Below are 14,761 nucleotides of genomic sequence, written 5' to 3'. Positions count from 1 at the left end.
GTGGCGTTCTTCCGATCAACAAGCGGGAGCGCAGCCATGTTGCAGGAATTCAAGACCTTCATCAGCCGCGGCAACGTCGTGGAACTGGCCGTCGGCATCATCATCGGCGCGGCCTTCACCGGCATCGTCAACTCGCTGGTCAGGGACATGCTGATGCCGCCCATCGGCTGGGTCATGGGCGGGATCGACTTCTCCAACTACTTCCTGAACCTGTCCGGCGGCCATTACGAGAGCCTGGCCGCGGCGGAGGCGGCGGGGGTGGCGACCATCAACTATGGCCGCTTCATCAACGCCCTGATCAACTTCTTCATCGTGGCGGGGGCGCTGTTCCTCATCGTGCGGCAGGTCAACCGCCTGCATTTCCTCCATGATTCCAAGCCGAAGGCGCCGCCCCGCCAGGAGATCCTGCTGGAGGAGATCCGGGATGCGCTGCGCGCACGGCAGGCAACCGCTTCCGGGGACCCGACCCGACCGGGGGCGTGAAAGAATCTTCTTGGATTGTGCAGCGCAACCCTTTATGTAAGGCGTCTTGATCGCTGGAGGCTCGCGCGTCTCTTGAGCGAGACGCGCTTTGATATTTCGGGACGGCCTTCCTTGGGACCCGGTCGCCCGTAGCTTCGGACAGACGCCTCTCCCTCTTCCGACCTCCTCCCGGCGAAAACGCCGGCGTTCCACCGCTCACCATCCTGGTGCTGCGGCCGTGCGCCGTCATGGTCCTGAGGAAAGGTTACCCTACTTGTCGTCCATCGAAATGACCGCCGCCGACGTTCTCGTTGCCGAGACCACCGTCACCGAGACCTCTGTCATCGAGACTGCTGTCGTCGAGACTGCCGTCGCCGGCGAAACCGTGACCGACACCACTGAAACCGTTACCCCCAACGCGTTCGCCGGGCTGGGCGTCCACCCGCTGGTCGTGAAGGCGCTGGAAGCGTTCGAGTACAACACCCCGACCCCGGTCCAGGCCGAGGCGATCCCGCCGGCCCTGCAAGGCCGCGACATCCTGGCGACCGCCGAAACGGGCACCGGCAAGACCGCGGCCTTCATGCTGCCGGCGCTGACCCGCACCGTCGAGCTGCCGCGCCTTGGCGTCGCCGCCCCGCGCGTGCTGGTGCTGGCCCCGACCCGCGAGCTGGCCAAGCAGGTCACCGACGCCGCCCGCAAGTACGCCAAGTTCATGAAGTACAACATCGTGGACGTCGTCGGCGGCATGCCCTACCGCGACCAGCTTCGTCTGCTGTCGCGCGCCGTGGACGTGATGGTGGCCACCCCCGGCCGCCTGCTCGACCATGTGTCGCGCAACCGCATCGACCTCAGCGCCGTCGAGGTGCTGATCCTGGACGAGGCGGACCGCATGCTCGACATGGGCTTCCTGGACGATGTGGAAACCATCGCCAAGTGCTGCCCGGAGAGCCGCCAGACGCTGCTGTTCACCGCCACGCTGGACCGCCGCATGGCCCAGCTCGCCGGCAACCTGCTGCGCAACCCGGTGCGTGTCGCCGTGGAAAGCGCGACCACCGCGGTGAACGTCGAGCAGCGCCTGCACCACGCCGACGACATGGACCACAAGCGTCGCCTGCTGAAGCACTTCGCGGACCAGCCCGAGGTCGGCAAGGCGATCATCTTCGCCGCCACCAAGCGTGACGCGGATGCGCTGGCCGAGGAGCTGAGCGACGCCGGCCACGCCGCCGCCGCCCTGCACGGCGACATGGACCAGTTCAAGCGCAACCGCACGCTTCAGCGCCTGCGCACCGGTCAGGTCCGCCTGCTGGTGGCGACCGACGTGGCGGCGCGCGGCATCGACGTGCGCGACATCACCCACGTCATCAACTTCGACCTGCCGCGTTCGGCGGAGGACTATGTCCACCGCATCGGCCGTACGGGCCGTGCGGGCGCCTCGGGCGTGGCGGTCTCCTTCGCCGCCCGCGCCGACCGCGACGCCCTGTTCCGCATCGAGCGCTACACCGGCACCCGCCTCGACATCCACGTCGTTCCCGGCCTGGAGCCGCAGCGTCCGTTCCAGACCGGCGGCGGCGGCGGTGGCCGTCCGGCGGGCCGTTCGGGTCGTCCGGGTGGCGGCAACGGCGGCGGCTACGGCAAGAAGCCGTGGGTCCGCAACGCCGGTGGCGCCGAGCCTGCCGGCAACTCGGGCCGTCCGCAGGGTCGTCCGGCGAACCGGAACGAGCATGCCCGCAACGAGCACGGCGGCCATGCCCGCCGCGACTCCCAGGGCGGCAAGCCGGCGCACCGGGCGTCCAAGTGGTAACAGCGGTTCGCCGCTGATATGAAAAAGGCGCGGTCCTTCGGGATCGCGCCTTTTTTCTTGGGCAGGTCGTGGCGTGGCGGGCAAGACTATCCACGGATTTCACGGATTTTTATTGATAATAATGAGAACGCTGTTGCGCTTGCGCGAACAACAAAGACGGCAAGAATCAATAAGTGAATCCGTGTAATCCGTGAAATCGTTCGTGCAATCCATGTGAAGTCTTGTTCCCCGCTCCCGCGCTTTACAGCCCCGCGATCCCCCACAGCAGCAGCGCCACGAGCAGCGCCAGCATCAACCCGGCCACGGCGTAGACCGCCAGCGCCCGCCCGATGTCGGCGGCGGTGGCTCGGGCGCGGCCCTCGCCGATCCAGGGTTCGGTGATGACCACGCCGCCGTCGCGGTGCGGACCGCCCAGCGCCAGGCCCAGCGCGCCGGCCATCGCGGCGGTCGGCCAGCCCATGTTGAGGGAGGCCGCCTTGCCGCCGTCCCGCATCATCGTGCGGAAGGCGCCGCCGGCCTTCGCCCCGGCGAAGGGCGCGGCCAACGCCAGAAGAACCGCCGCCAGCCGCGCCGGGATGGCGTTCAGCGCGTCGTCCAGCCGCGCCGCGGTCTGGCCGAAGCGCTCGTGCCGCACGCCGGCGTGGCCCAACGCGGTGTCGGCGCCGTCCACCACCGCCCAGACCAGCAGGCCGGGCACCCCGAGCAAGGCGTAGCCGAAGACCGGCGCCACCAGCTTGCGGGCGAAGCCCTTGGCGGCGGCCTCGATGGCGGCGCGGGCGACGCCGTGCTCGTCCAGGCTGAAGGCGTGGCGGCGCGTGAGGGGGGCGACGGCGTCCCGCGCCGGAGCGACCCCGCCCTTGTCCAGGGCGCGGCGCACCGCCCGCACCCGCGCCCAGGCGCTTCGCCCGCGCAGGGTGGCGAGGATCACCGCCAGTTCCAGCAGCCAGCCGCGGCTCTGCGCGCCGATCCGCTCGACGATCAGGCCGACGGCGACGGCAACCAGCACGAGCGCCAGCACGACCAGTGCGCCGCGCAGCAGGCGGGCGGTCTTGCCGCGTTCCACCCGGTTCAGCCGCCGGTCAGCCCAGGCGCAGACTCGTTGCGCCAGCGCCGCCGGGTCGGGCAGGACGCGCCCGATCCAGTCGCCTGCGGCGGCGTCGATGGCCAGGGCCAGCAGCAGCAGGAACAGCGGACCCGGACCGTTCAGGGGGGCGGCGCCGAGGACGGAGGTGAGCAGGGCGTCGCCCATCGCCGCCTCAGCGCGCCCCGGCCTGGCGCAGCAGGTTCGCCACGCGGGCGTTGCGGCTGTCCTGCGCCCAGCTCAGCGTCGTGCGGCCCGTGAAGTCGGTGCGGTCGGCCTGCGCCCCGGCCTTCAGCAACCGCTCCACCAGATCGACGCGCCCGAAGCGCGCCGCGGTCATCAGCGGGGTGATGCCCTGGCGGTTGTCCTGGTCGACCTTGGCCCCCTTGGTCAGCAGAAGGTCCACCGCCTCCGGCGCGTCGGCCTCCACCGCATAGTGCAGCGGGGTGTTGCCGGACTTGTCGGCGCGGTTGGGATTCGCCCCGCCATCCAGCAGAAGCCGCACCAGCTCCGGATGGCCGTTGCCGATGGCCAGCAGCAGGACGGGCCGCCCGCCGGCATCGACCTGATTCGGGTTTTCCCCCTTCAGCAGGAGCAGCCGCAGCGCGCTGGCGTCGTTGGACGTCACCGCCTTGACCATGGAGGGGCCTTCCAGAAGGTTGATCTGGGCCAGGGCCGGCGCGGCGACGGGGGCGGTCAGGCCGAGGGCCAGCAGGCTGAGCATCAGCAACCGTTTCATGGCGCGTCCTTTTGTGCGATCCGTGTGGGTGATCCGTCTTTCGGCTGGGGATACTATCCAGTTTGGCCCGGTTTGGCGACGGCGACCCGCTGCAATGGAGGCGCCCATGGTCCGCAACCCGCTCGCCCGCCACATCGCCCTGTTCCTGGCGGTGAAGGCCGCGCTGATCGCGCTGGGCCTGTGGTGGTTCCTGGGGACCATGCCGGAGCCGCGCGGCGTGGTGACCCCGCCCGCCGCCGCGGGAACGCCCTGACGTCGCCCGGTCTCCCGGCGGGAACCTCCGCTCGGCGGCCATGGTTGAAGCTCAACCGGGAAGCGCAACAGGGGAAGACCGCCATGACCTTCGAAAGTGATGTGAACGCGAACCGCTCCGGCGGCAATCTGCGCGGCGCCGTGCGCGAGGCCGTGGGCATCTTCGCCAGCCGCGACGCCCTGCAGAAGGCCGTCGACGACCTGACACTCGCCGGCTTCCAACGCCATGAGCTGAGTGTCCTCGCCAACGACGAGACCATCCGCGACCATCTCGGCCATGTGCCGCAGCGGGCGGAGGACATCGCCCACGACCCCGACGCGCCGCGCCAGTCCTACGTCTCGCCGGAGGATGTCGGCAGCGTGAAGGGCGTGGCGGTCGGATTCCCGGCCTATGTCGGGGCGATCCTGGCGACCGGCGCCGTCCTGGCGACCGGCGGTACGGCCCTGGCGGCGGCGGCGGCCGCTGCGGCGGCGGGGGTGGGCGGCGGTGCGATGGGGTCGGTCATGTCGAGCTGGCTGACCGACAAGCGCAACGAGCCGATGCTCCAGCACCTCGACAAGGGCGGCATCCTGCTGTGGGTCAATCTGGCCGATGCCGGGCGGGAGCAGCAGGCGCTGGAGATCATGAACCGCCACGCCGCCCGGCCGGTCGAGGTGCACGAGGTGCCGCAGTCCGGCTCCGAGGGGTGACCAGAGGGGCGTCCGGGTCCCGTTGACCCAGGTCATGGCCTTCGCGGCGGGCTTGCCCTATACACGGGCGGTCTTCCAACCGGAGATCCGCCTTGGACGCCCATTCGGCCCTGACGCTTCTCGAAGCCGGCCTCAACCAGTGCGCCGTCGTCATCGACCGCGACGGCGGGCTTCTGGTCGCGCTGCTGACCGCGGGGCTGGTCGGGGGATCGACCCATTGCGCGGGCATGTGCGGCCCCTTCGTGCTGGCCCAGGTCACCGCCCGGCTGGAGCAGGTCCCGGCCTCGCGGATGAGCGAGTTCCACCGGCTGGCCGGGGCGGCGGTGCTGCCCTACCATCTGGGGCGCGGCACCACCTACACGCTCATCGGCGCGGCGGCGGCGGCGGTCGCCGGCCATGTCGGGGCGCTGCCCGGGCTGAAATGGCTGTCGGTGGCGCTGCTGGCCTTCGCGGCGCTGTTCTTCCTCGGCTATGCGGTGAAGGGGTTGACGGCCTGGGTGCCGAAGCTCGACGGCGCGGTGCAGCGCTGGTGGGGCGACCGGGTGTCCCGGCTGGCCCGCCCCCTGTTCGGCAACCCCACGGGCTGGCGCGGCTACGCGCTGGGTCTGGCGCTCGGCTTCATTCCCTGCGGTCTTCTCTACGGTGCGGTGGCGGTGGCGGCGGCCAGCGGCAGCGCGCTGACCGGCGCGCTGGGCATGGCGGCCTTCGCGCTGGGCACGCTGCCGAGCCTGCTGGCGGTCGGCCTCGCCGGCCATCTGGCGGGGCGCACCTGGCGCTCCGCGGTGGCGCGGGCGGCGCCGGTCATCATGGTGGTGAACGCCGGGGTGCTGGGCTGGATGGCGATCCGGATGATCGGGTAAAGGGTTTTCACCACAAAGACACGAAAGACACTAAGTTTTCACGAAGGTTGTTTGGCTTGATCAAGCGTAAGCCCGGATAAAAAATTCTAGACCTGCGGCCTTCTCAGTGCCGCGGTTTTTCGTGCTTTCTTTGTGTCCTTCGTGTCTTCGTGGTGAATTGCCGCCCAAGCGACACTCCAGGAATTACGACAGCGTCCCCGCCGCCCCCTTCAGCGCCTCGCCCAACGGAATTTCCCCACAACCGGGCTTGAGCGGCTGCTGCTGGCTCTCGTGCGGCGACCAGCCGGCCAGATAGAGGATCTGGAAGGTCGCCTCGATGCGCCCGTCCGGTTCGGCGTAGCGCTCGGCGTAGCGGCGGGCGGCGTCGAACAGCAGGGCGCGGGTGGCCGGGACCTTGCGGCGGGCCAGCACGGCGTTGCTCTCGCCCATGCCGCGCAGGTCGCGCATCAGGCGGAAGGCGTCGCTGTAGGTGACGGTGATGACGTCGCTGTCCACCACCGGCAGGGCGAAGCCGGCGCGCTGCATCAGCCCACCGACGTCGCGGATCTCGGCGAAGGGCGACACGCGGGGCGACACGCCGCCGGCCACCTCCATCTCCGCCTCGTACAGGCAGCGGCGCAGCTCCAGCAGCGTTTCCCCGCCCAGCATGGCCGCGCAGAAGAAGCCGTCGGGCTTCAGCGCCTGCCGCACCTGGACCAGCGCCCCCGGCAGGTCGTTGACCCAGTGGAGGCTGAGGTTGCTGACCACGAGGTCGAAGGTCTCCGGCACGAAGGGCAGGAACTCCTCGTCGGCGGCGACGGCCAGCGGCCCGGCCCGCCGGGCGAAGCCGGGCGAGAGATCGCAGGCGACCAGCGTCTCGATGCCCTTGCGCCCGCGCAGCGTCCGCCCCATCACCCCGTCATGGGCGCCGAGGTCGAGCGCGGTGGGAAAGGGCCGGGCCACGTCCTCCAGCCGGTCGGCGAGGCGTTCGGCCACCTCTTCGAACAGGAAGGCGTGTTCGGCGAAGGCGGGGACGGCGCGGTCGCGGCGGCGGCGGACGAGCGCGCGGTCGAAGACGGTCATGCTGTCGGGCGTGGTCATGCCCGCAATATAGCCCAGCCCCAGCGGGCTACAACCATCGGCGAAGGGGCCGGGCTGTGCTATGTTCGGCGCCGAACGTCGCTGGAGCTTGGCCATGGGCATCGAGGAAGCCATCGGCGCCACCTATGAGGCGCTGATCGTCATCATCAAGATCACCACCCCGGTCCTCGTCGTCACCACGGTGCTCGGCATGCTGCTGACCATCTTCCAGCAGGCGACCAACATCAACGAATCGACGCTGCAGCAGGACCTGAAGATCTTCGCGACGCTGGCGATCCTGTTCATCACCGGGCCGGCGATCTACATCGCGTTGCGCGACTACACCTTCGTGATCTTCGACCGCATCGCCGGCCTGAACTGAGGGACGTGCCGCGATGGCCCTTCCGCAGCGGCTGGCGACCAAGGTTCTGGCGGGAATTCTCGACACGCTGCTGCCGCCGCGCTGCCTGTGCTGCGGCGGGGCGGTGGACCGGCAGGGTGGGCTGTGCGCGTCCTGCTGGAGCGGCCTGACCTTCATCGCGCCGCCGCTGTGCACCGGATGCGGCACGCCCTTCGACTTCGCGCTGGAGGGAGAGCCGCTGTGCGGGGCCTGCATCGCCGAGCCGCCGGTCTTCGCCCGCGCCCGCGCCGTCCTGGCCTACGACGACGGCAGCCGCCCGCTGGTGCTGGGCTTCAAGCACGGTGACCGTATCCACGCCGCCGGGGCCTACGGCGCGTGGCTGGCCCGCGCCGGGGCGGAGCTGCTGGCCGACGCCGATCTGCTGGCCCCGGTGCCGCTGCACCGCCTGCGGCTGTTCCGGCGCCGCTACAACCAGGCGGCTTTGCTCGCCCAGGCGGCGGGGCGGCAGGCCGGGCGCCCGGTGCTTCCCGACCTGCTGGTCCGGCGCCGGTCCACCCCGTCGCAGGGCGGGCTGGACCGCTCGGGGCGGCGGCGGAACGTCAAGGGCGCTTTCGCGGTCCGGCCGGGGCTGGAGCCGCGGGTCGCCGGCAAGCGGATCGTCCTGGTCGACGACGTGCTGACCACCGGGGCCACCCTGTCGGAATGCGCGCGCGTGCTGCTGCGCGCCGGGGCGGAGCGGGTGGACGCGCTGACCCTGGCGCGCGTCGTCAAGACGTGAGCCGTGAACGTGAGCCATGAAAACGTAACGGGTGGCGCGGTGCGGCGGTTGATCTTATAACCGTTCAAAACAGCCAAGGAGCCCTCCGCATGGCCGACGTCGTCATCTACACCACGCCCTTCTGCCCCTATTGCTCGCGCGCCAAGCGCCTGCTCGACAGCAAGGGGGTGGCGTATGAGGAGATCGACCTCTACATGCAGCCGGGCCGCCGCGAGGAGATGGTGCAGCGTGCCGAGGGGCGCATGACCGTGCCGCAGGTCTTCATCGACGGCAAGCCCTACGGCGGCTCCGACGACATCCACGCGCTGGACCGCGCCGGCAAGCTCGACCCGATCCTGGGAATCGGGGGATGAGCGGCGTCCTGAAGGCCGCCTGCGTCCAGGTCAACGCCGGCACGGAAATCCTTCCGAACCTTCAGGCGGCGGGCGATCTGGTCCGCCGGGCGCGCGACGCCGGAGCGGACTTCATCGCCCTGCCCGAGAATGTCAGCATGATCGTCCAGGGCCGCGCCAAGGTGTTGGAGCGGGTGAAGCCGGCGGACGAGCATCCGGCGATCCCCTTTTTCGCCGATCTGGCGCGGGAGACGGGAGCCTGGCTGCTCGCCGGGACGTTGGGCGTCCTGCTCGACGACGGGCGGGTGGCGAACCGCAGCCATCTGTTCGACGCCGAGGGGCGGGCCGTCGCCCATTACGACAAACTCCACATGTTCGACGTGGACCTGAAGGGCGGGGAGAGCTACCGCGAATCCGCGACCTTCCGGCCCGGCGACCGGGCGGTCCTGGCCGCCACGCCCTGGGGCGGGGTGGGGATGACCGTCTGCTACGACCTGCGCTTCGCCTATCTCTACCGGGCGCTGGCCCAGGCGGGGGCGTCGATCCTGACGGTGCCGGCGGCCTTCACGGTGCCGACCGGGCGGGCGCACTGGCACACGCTGCTGCGCGCCCGCGCCATCGAGACGGGCTGCTTCGTCCTGGCCCCGGCCCAGACCGGCAGCCATGACCAGGGGCGGCTGACCTACGGCCATTCCCTGATCGTCGCCCCCTGGGGCGAGGTGCTGGCCGACGCCGAGGAGGCGGTGGGCTTCGTCCTGGCCGAGCTGGACATGGCCCGCGTCGAGGAGGCCCGCCGCATGGTGCCGGCCCTGACCCACGACCGGGCCTTCACGCTCGACCGGGTCGGCTTTTAACCGGCCGTCATGCGGGCAGGGGGTGGGGCAGCGGCCTGGGCTCCGGGTCGCCGTCCAGGCCGTGTCCGGCCTCCAGGTCCTTGACCGCGCACAGCCGCTGCACCATCGCGGCCTTGGGCGAAGCGACCTCGCCATGCTCGTAGGCGACGACCTGAAGACGCCCGCGAGCCACCTCCAGCAGCTCGCCGTTGCGCAGCAGAAAGGCGGGGGAGGCGGGACGGCCGAAGCGGGCGTTGCCCAGCGCGAAGGTCTCGTAAAGCAGCAGGCCGCCCGGTTCCAGCGCGTCGAGGATCGCGGGGAACAGCGGGCGGTGCAGGTAGTTGGTCACCACGATCGCGGCGAAGCGGCGGTCGCGCAGCAGCGGCACGGGCGCCCCGTTCTCCAGATCGGCCTCCACCAGCTCCACCCCCGCCGTTCCGGTCAGGTCGGCCACCCCGCGCAGGTCGCGGTCCAGCCCGGCCACCGGATGGTTGCGCGTCTGGAACAGACGCAGGTGCCGCCCCGACCCGCAGGCGAGGTCGAGGACCGGGCCGCCCGCCCGCACCAGCGGCGCGAAGCGCAGGACCCAGGGAGAGGGCGGACTGATCGCGGCATGGGGCGATCCGTTGGGGGGCGATCCGGCGGAGGGCGGTGTGGACAAGGGATGGATGCTCCCAATCTCTTCATGACGCGTGTTTGACCGCGACGTCGGCGTCGTGGTGAACTGGCAACCGGTTATCGATCGTATACCATTGCCATCCGTTCTTCTCACCTTGGAGCTTCCGACGGGGACATGATCCTCTTCGTTCTGAAATGCACGGCCGACCACCGGTTCGAAGCCTGGTTCCGCAACGGCGATGCCTACGAGACGCAGGCCGCCGCCCGAGCCATCGCCTGCCCGGTCTGCGGCGACACGCACATCGCCAAGGCCCCCATGGCCCCGCGCATCGCCAAAGGCGGCCGCCCCAAGGACGACGCACCCCGTGAGAGCGGCGCGCCGGAGGCGGTGCCCGCGGCGGACGGCGGCGCAACGGCGCCCGCCGCGCCTCCGGCGTCCGCAACGTCGCCCGTGCCGGAGGAGATGCGCGAGCGCCTCGCGGCGGAGGTCATGCGTCAGTTGGCGGACATTCGCCGCACGGTTGAGGGAAACTGCGATTACGTCGGGGATCGCTTCGCCGAGGAGGCCCGGCGCATCCATTATGGCGAAACCGACCCGCGCGGGATCTATGGCGAGGCCACCGACAAGGAAGCGGAAGAGTTGAAGGAGGAAGGTGTGACTTTTGGTCGCATACCTTGGCTTCCGCGCACCAATTCCTAAGCCCACGCTTCACAATATTTCGTGCACCCCTTGCCCTTTCGCTGCCATGGGTTTGTGGATGAACCTCCGGAACAACGGCTGCGGGCTGCGTCAAGCCGCTTTTTAGCGGTTGGCCTGCATCAAAGTTGTTGACGGGATAGTTCGTTACAAAGACCATATGGCCCGAGTGTCTAATATGACCTTGCAAAAATCGCTCGGCACTCGCGAGGGGACGCACTATGAAAGAAAACGCTCAGAGGATTCTCGCGAATCCCAAGTTTCAGGAGCTGGTGCAGAAACGCAGCGCATTCGCGTGGACGCTTTCGATCGCCATGCTCGTCATCTACTTCGGCTTCATCCTGCTGGTCGCGTTCGGCAAGGGGTTCCTGGGTACCCCGATCGGCAGCGGCGTGACCACCTGGGGTATCCCCGTCGGCCTTTTCACCATCATCTCGGCGTTTATCCTGACCGGCATCTACGTCCACCGGGCGAATGGCGAGTTCGATGAGCTGAACCGGCAGATCATGGAGGAGTCGAAGTGATGCGTTCGCTGGTCAATCGTGTGGGCGTCGCGGCCGTCGCGGCCGGCGCGCTCATCCCCGCGTCGGTGCACGCGGCGGCGGTCGAAGGCGCGGTTCAGAAGCAGGCGACGAACCTCTCGGCGATCGTCATGTTCCTGATCTTCGTGCTGGCCACGCTCGGCATCACCTACTGGGCGGCGCGCCGCACGAAGTCGGCGAAGGACTTCTACGCCGCCGGCGGCGGCATCACCGGCTTCCAGAACGGCCTCGCCATCGCCGGCGACTACATGTCGGCGGCGTCCTTCCTCGGCATCGCCGGCCTCGTCTACACCTCCGGCTTCGACGGCCTGATCTTCTCGGTGGGCTGGCTGGTCGGCTGGCCGATCATCCTGTTCCTGGTCGCCGAGCGGCTGCGCAACCTCGGCAAGTACACCTTCGCCGACGTCGCCTCCTACCGCTTCCAGCAGACCCCGATGCGCACCATGGCCGCCTGCGGCTCGCTCGCCACGGTGACCTTCTACCTGATCGCCCAGATGGTCGGCGCCGGCAAGCTGATCCAGCTGCTGTTCGGCCTCGACTACATGTGGGCGGTGGTGATCGTCGGCGTTCTCATGATCGCCTACGTGACCTTCGGCGGCATGCTCGCCACCACCTGGGTGCAGATCATCAAGGCGGTGCTGCTGCTGTCGGGCGCCTCCTTCATGGCCTTCGCCGTGCTCGCCAAGTTCGGCTTCAGCCCGGAGGCGATGTTCGCCACGGCCACCCAGGTCCACCCGAAGGCGACCGCCATCATGGCGCCGGGCGCCCTCATCTCCGACCCGGTCTCGGCGATCTCGCTGGGCATGGCGCTGATGTTCGGCACCGCCGGCCTGCCGCACATCCTGATGCGCTTCTTCACGGTGTCGGACGCCAAGGAAGCCCGCAAGTCGGTGTTCTACGCGACCGGCTTCATCGGCTACTTCTACATCCTGACCTTCATCATCGGCTTCGGCGCCATCGTGCTGCTGCTGGCCCCGGACGCCACCGGCGCCTATCCGTTCCTGACCGCGGCCCCCGCGGCGGGCGCGCTGGCCAACCCGGCGACCATCATCGGCGGCTCCAACATGGCGGCCATCCACACCGCGCACGCGGTGGGCGGCGACCTGTTCTTCGGCTTCATCTCGGCGGTGGCCTTCGCCACCATCCTCGCGGTGGTCGCGGGCCTGACGCTGGCCGGCGCCTCGGCCGTGTCGCACGACCTGTACGCCTCGGTGATCGCCAGGGGCCGCGCGTCGGAGCATGACGAGATCCGCGTGTCGAAGATCACCACGGTGGTCATCGGCATCGTCTCGATCTTCCTCGGCATCGCCTTCGAGAACCAGAACGTGGCCTTCATGGTCGGCCTCGCCTTCGTGATCGCGGCCTCGGCGAACTTCCCGGTTCTGCTGATGTCGATGTTCTGGGGCCGGATGACCACCCGTGGCGCCGTGCTGGGCGGCTGGATCGGCTTGGTCTCGTCGGTCAGCCTGCTGATCATGGGTCCGACCGTGTGGAAGTCGGTGCTGGGCAACCCGGCCGCCCTCTTCCCGTACGACAACCCGGGCATCTTCACCATCCCGCTGTCGTTCCTGGCGATCTGGTTCTTCTCGATCACCGACAACAGCAAGGCCGCGCAGGACGAGCGCGAGGCCTACAAGGCCCAGTACATCCGGTCGCAGACCGGCTTGGGCGCGGAAGGGGCCTCTGCTCACTAATGCGAATGGTCGCACCCGCCTTCCGCAGATGAGGGGGCTGGTGTAATCTTCAAGGCGCCTCAAGACAGCGGTCTTGGGGCGCCTTTTTTATTCACCCGCCGGTTCGTGGAGCGGATTTTGTCCGACGCCTTCGATTTCTCCGTCTCCCCCTTCGACCGCCTGACCCCGGAGCAGCGGCAGCGGCTCGTCGCGGCGCTCGACCTCGGCGTCTATGTCCGGGACAGCGTGATCCTGAGCCGGGACGAGCCGGCGGATTGCCTGTTCGTGGTGCGCCAGGGGCTGGTCCACGAACGCCGGGGCGGCGAGGTGGTGGCGGTGCACGGCGCCCACGACAGCTTCGACCTCCAGGCTCTGTTCTCCGACGGGCAGGCGCGCAGCTTCGTCGCGGCGGAGGACACGCTGTGCGATTTGGTGCCCCGTCCGATCCTTCTCGAACTGGCGCACGAGAACGCCGCCTTCGGCGCGCTGATCCAGCAGGAGTTCGCGGACCGGCTGAGCGCTCTGGCCAATGAGCGGTCCAACCGTGAAACCGCCGCGCTGACGATGGCGCGCATCCGGCAGGCCTATCTGCACCCGCCGGTCTTCGTCGAAGCCGGGGCGTCCTTGCGCGACGCGGCGGCGGCGATGAAGCGCAACCAGGCGAGCAGCGTGCTGGTCCGCGAGAGCGATCCCAAAAATGGAGGCCCTGAGAGCGGTGGTCGCATCGGCATCCTGACCGGCACTGACCTGCGCGACCTCGTGGTGCTGGAGGGGCGCCCGGTGGACAGCCCGGTCGGGCCGCTCGCCCGCTACGAGCTGCTGGCGCTGGACCGCGACGACCTGCTGTTCAACGCGCTGATCCTGATGACCAAGCATTCGGTGCGCCGTCTCGTCATCACCGAGCAGGGCGAGATCGCCGGCCTGCTGGAGCAGACCGATCTGCTGGCCGTCCTGTCCAACCATTCCCAGGTCATCGCGCTCAGGGTCGACCGCGCCGCCACGCCGGAGGATCTGGGCCGGGCCAGTCAGGACATCGTCGGGCTGATCCGCACGCTGCACGGCACCGGCGTCAAGGTGTCCTTCATCGCCGATCTCGTGACCGAGCTGAACCGCAAGATCTTCCGCCGCCTGTTCGAACTGCTGGCGCCGCCCGACCTGCTGGCGAACGCCTGCCTGATCGTGATGGGCAGCGAGGGGCGCGGCGAGCAGCTCCTGAAGACCGACCAGGACAACGGGCTGATCCTGCGCGACGGCTACGACTGCCCGACGCTGTCCCAGGTGACCGACGCCTTCACCCGCCATCTGGTCGAATTCGGCTACCCGCCCTGTCCGGGGCGCATCATGGTGTCCAACCCGGACTGGACGCGCCCTCTGGCGCAGTACAAGGACTCCCTTTTCCACTGGATTCACCGGCCCGACGAGGCGGCGCAGATGAACCTCGCCATCTTCTACGACGCGGCGGCGGTGGCCGGGGATGCCGCCCTGCTGGGCGAGGCGAAGGGCTATCTGCTCGGCCGGCTTCAGGACAACCAGATGTTCTTCACCGCCTTCGCCCGCCCGGCGCTCGCCTTCGACACGCCGTCGGGCCTGTTCGGCGGCCTGTTCGAACGGCGCCGCAACGAGGCGGTGGACATCAAGAAGGCCGGCATCTTCCCCATCGTCCACGGCGTCCGCGCGCTGGCGCTGGAAAAGCACATGGCGGAGACCAACACGACCGAGCGCATCTGGGCGCTCGCCGACCAGGGCGTTCTCGACCGCAGCGTGGCGGGCGAACTGGCCGACGCCTTCACCTTCCTGTCCACGCTGCGGCTGAAGGCCGGGCTGGACGGCAGCGTGTCCGGCACCCAGACCGACAACCTCGTCCGCACGGAGACCCTGGGCAAGCTCGACCGCGACCAGTTCAAGGACTGTCTGGCGCTGGTGAAGAAGTTCAAGGAACTCCTCGCCTACCACTTCCACCTGAACCATTGACCCGCCGCGAGC

Annotated in this window: 17 protein-coding genes; 13 read left to right on the top strand and 4 right to left on the bottom strand. The window is 69.3% G+C overall.

Annotated elements, in window-relative coordinates; translation table 11 throughout:
• The first annotated feature begins 36 nt into the window (after window positions 1-36).
• Together mscL and JJL56_RS10935 are read left to right on the top strand one after the other, a co-directional pair.
• Window positions 37-483: a large conductance mechanosensitive channel protein MscL gene (gene mscL, locus JJL56_RS10940; protein ID WP_145625547.1), complete on the top strand. Its 447-nt coding sequence runs from the start codon at window positions 37-39 to the stop codon at window positions 481-483.
• Between the two features lie 253 nt (window positions 484-736).
• Window positions 737-2,263 carry a DEAD/DEAH box helicase gene (locus tag JJL56_RS10935; RefSeq protein WP_247891011.1) on the top strand — a complete coding sequence of 509 codons (1,527 nt, stop codon included), beginning with the start codon at window positions 737-739 and terminating at the stop codon, window positions 2,261-2,263.
• 241 nt (window positions 2,264-2,504) lie between these two features.
• Here JJL56_RS10935 and JJL56_RS10930 read toward each other — a convergent pair whose 3' ends face one another.
• Together JJL56_RS10930 and JJL56_RS10925 are read right to left on the bottom strand one after the other, a co-directional pair.
• Complete coding sequence (locus tag JJL56_RS10930; protein ID WP_145625546.1) at window positions 2,505-3,512, bottom strand: cobalamin biosynthesis protein CobD/CbiB; 1,008 nt, start codon at window positions 3,510-3,512, stop codon at window positions 2,505-2,507.
• A gap of 7 nt (window positions 3,513-3,519) precedes the next feature.
• The gene (locus JJL56_RS10925; RefSeq protein WP_145625545.1) at window positions 3,520-4,083 is read right to left on the bottom strand and encodes an ankyrin repeat domain-containing protein; all 564 of its coding nucleotides are present in this window, start codon (window positions 4,081-4,083) and stop codon (window positions 3,520-3,522) included.
• Window positions 4,084-4,189: 106 nt separating this feature from the next.
• Here JJL56_RS10925 and JJL56_RS10920 point away from each other — a divergent pair, with 106 nt between their 5' ends.
• The 3 genes from JJL56_RS10920 (at window position 4,190) to JJL56_RS10910 (ending at window position 5,885) form a co-directional block, all read left to right on the top strand.
• Window positions 4,190-4,336 carry a hypothetical protein gene (locus tag JJL56_RS10920; RefSeq protein WP_167555893.1) on the top strand — a complete coding sequence of 49 codons (147 nt, stop codon included), beginning with the start codon at window positions 4,190-4,192 and terminating at the stop codon, window positions 4,334-4,336.
• Window positions 4,337-4,419: 83 nt separating this feature from the next.
• The gene (locus JJL56_RS10915; RefSeq protein WP_200485131.1) at window positions 4,420-5,025 is read left to right on the top strand and encodes a hypothetical protein; all 606 of its coding nucleotides are present in this window, start codon (window positions 4,420-4,422) and stop codon (window positions 5,023-5,025) included.
• Window positions 5,026-5,117: 92 nt separating this feature from the next.
• Window positions 5,118-5,885: a sulfite exporter TauE/SafE family protein gene (locus tag JJL56_RS10910; protein ID WP_149164084.1), complete on the top strand. Its 768-nt coding sequence runs from the start codon at window positions 5,118-5,120 to the stop codon at window positions 5,883-5,885.
• Window positions 5,886-6,068: 183 nt separating this feature from the next.
• Here the strand turns inward: JJL56_RS10910 and JJL56_RS10905 are convergent, their stop codons facing one another.
• Window positions 6,069-6,965: a methyltransferase domain-containing protein gene (locus JJL56_RS10905; protein ID WP_200485160.1), complete on the bottom strand. Its 897-nt coding sequence runs from the start codon at window positions 6,963-6,965 to the stop codon at window positions 6,069-6,071.
• Window positions 6,966-7,059: 94 nt separating this feature from the next.
• On the opposite strand from JJL56_RS10905, the gene JJL56_RS10900 reads away from it, so the two are divergent.
• The 4 genes from JJL56_RS10900 (at window position 7,060) to JJL56_RS10885 (ending at window position 9,269) form a co-directional block, all read left to right on the top strand.
• Window positions 7,060-7,326 (top strand): flagellar biosynthetic protein FliQ, encoded by a 267-nt coding sequence (locus JJL56_RS10900; RefSeq protein ID WP_035669536.1) that lies wholly within the window; start codon window positions 7,060-7,062, stop codon window positions 7,324-7,326.
• Window positions 7,327-7,339: 13 nt separating this feature from the next.
• Window positions 7,340-8,083: a ComF family protein gene (locus tag JJL56_RS10895; RefSeq protein ID WP_145625542.1), complete on the top strand. Its 744-nt coding sequence runs from the start codon at window positions 7,340-7,342 to the stop codon at window positions 8,081-8,083.
• Window positions 8,084-8,172: 89 nt separating this feature from the next.
• Window positions 8,173-8,436 carry a glutaredoxin 3 gene (grxC, locus tag JJL56_RS10890; RefSeq protein WP_014239199.1) on the top strand — a complete coding sequence of 88 codons (264 nt, stop codon included), beginning with the start codon at window positions 8,173-8,175 and terminating at the stop codon, window positions 8,434-8,436.
• The gene (locus JJL56_RS10885; protein WP_145625541.1) at window positions 8,433-9,269 is read left to right on the top strand and encodes a carbon-nitrogen hydrolase family protein; all 837 of its coding nucleotides are present in this window, start codon (window positions 8,433-8,435) and stop codon (window positions 9,267-9,269) included. The genes grxC and JJL56_RS10885 overlap by 4 nt, the downstream gene beginning before the upstream one ends.
• A 7-nt stretch (window positions 9,270-9,276) precedes the next feature.
• Here JJL56_RS10885 and JJL56_RS10880 read toward each other — a convergent pair whose 3' ends face one another.
• Window positions 9,277-9,909: a class I SAM-dependent methyltransferase gene (locus JJL56_RS10880; protein ID WP_200485130.1), complete on the bottom strand. Its 633-nt coding sequence runs from the start codon at window positions 9,907-9,909 to the stop codon at window positions 9,277-9,279.
• Between the two features lie 132 nt (window positions 9,910-10,041).
• Between JJL56_RS10880 and JJL56_RS10875 the strand changes: the two genes are divergently transcribed.
• From JJL56_RS10875 to JJL56_RS10860, 4 genes are all read left to right on the top strand, one after another.
• Window positions 10,042-10,566 (top strand): DUF1178 family protein, encoded by a 525-nt coding sequence (locus JJL56_RS10875; protein ID WP_200485129.1) that lies wholly within the window; start codon window positions 10,042-10,044, stop codon window positions 10,564-10,566.
• 218 nt (window positions 10,567-10,784) lie between these two features.
• Entirely contained in the window at window positions 10,785-11,087 is a 303-nt protein-coding gene (locus JJL56_RS10870) for a DUF485 domain-containing protein (protein WP_014239204.1), read from the top strand.
• Window positions 11,087-12,799 carry a cation acetate symporter gene (locus JJL56_RS10865; RefSeq protein WP_145625538.1) on the top strand — a complete coding sequence of 571 codons (1,713 nt, stop codon included), beginning with the start codon at window positions 11,087-11,089 and terminating at the stop codon, window positions 12,797-12,799. Before JJL56_RS10870 ends, JJL56_RS10865 begins: the two co-directional genes overlap by 1 nt.
• A 117-nt stretch (window positions 12,800-12,916) precedes the next feature.
• Entirely contained in the window at window positions 12,917-14,749 is a 1,833-nt protein-coding gene (locus JJL56_RS10860) for a putative nucleotidyltransferase substrate binding domain-containing protein (protein WP_211111821.1), read from the top strand.
• Window positions 14,750-14,761: the final 12 nt, after the last annotated feature.

The sequence above is a fragment of the Azospirillum aestuarii genome (genome assembly GCF_016632405.1).
Lineage (GTDB): Bacteria > Pseudomonadota > Alphaproteobacteria > Azospirillales > Azospirillaceae > Azospirillum > Azospirillum aestuarii.
Note: the sequence above shows the minus strand (reverse complement) of the source record. Positions and strands in the feature narration are given on the sequence as shown.

What these genes read in the sequence shown, in the direction of transcription:
- JJL56_RS10920 (WP_167555893.1), top strand. Translation starts at nt 4,190, where the DNA reads ATGGTCCGCAACCCGCTCGCCCGCCACATCGCCCTGTTCCTGGCGGTG.
- JJL56_RS10865 (WP_145625538.1), top strand. Translation starts at nt 11,087, where the DNA reads ATGCGTTCGCTGGTCAATCGTGTGGGCGTCGCGGCCGTCGCGGCCGGC.
- JJL56_RS10930 (WP_145625546.1), bottom strand. Translation starts at nt 3,512, where the DNA reads ATGGGCGACGCCCTGCTCACCTCCGTCCTCGGCGCCGCCCCCCTGAAC.
- JJL56_RS10875 (WP_200485129.1), top strand. Translation starts at nt 10,042, where the DNA reads ATGATCCTCTTCGTTCTGAAATGCACGGCCGACCACCGGTTCGAAGCC.
- grxC (WP_014239199.1), top strand. Translation starts at nt 8,173, where the DNA reads ATGGCCGACGTCGTCATCTACACCACGCCCTTCTGCCCCTATTGCTCG.
- JJL56_RS10895 (WP_145625542.1), top strand. Translation starts at nt 7,340, where the DNA reads ATGGCCCTTCCGCAGCGGCTGGCGACCAAGGTTCTGGCGGGAATTCTC.
- mscL (WP_145625547.1), top strand. Translation starts at nt 37, where the DNA reads ATGTTGCAGGAATTCAAGACCTTCATCAGCCGCGGCAACGTCGTGGAA.
- JJL56_RS10905 (WP_200485160.1), bottom strand. Translation starts at nt 6,965, where the DNA reads ATGACCACGCCCGACAGCATGACCGTCTTCGACCGCGCGCTCGTCCGC.
- JJL56_RS10870 (WP_014239204.1), top strand. Translation starts at nt 10,785, where the DNA reads ATGAAAGAAAACGCTCAGAGGATTCTCGCGAATCCCAAGTTTCAGGAG.
- JJL56_RS10925 (WP_145625545.1), bottom strand. Translation starts at nt 4,083, where the DNA reads ATGAAACGGTTGCTGATGCTCAGCCTGCTGGCCCTCGGCCTGACCGCC.
- JJL56_RS10885 (WP_145625541.1), top strand. Translation starts at nt 8,433, where the DNA reads ATGAGCGGCGTCCTGAAGGCCGCCTGCGTCCAGGTCAACGCCGGCACG.
- JJL56_RS10915 (WP_200485131.1), top strand. Translation starts at nt 4,420, where the DNA reads ATGACCTTCGAAAGTGATGTGAACGCGAACCGCTCCGGCGGCAATCTG.
- JJL56_RS10900 (WP_035669536.1), top strand. Translation starts at nt 7,060, where the DNA reads ATGGGCATCGAGGAAGCCATCGGCGCCACCTATGAGGCGCTGATCGTC.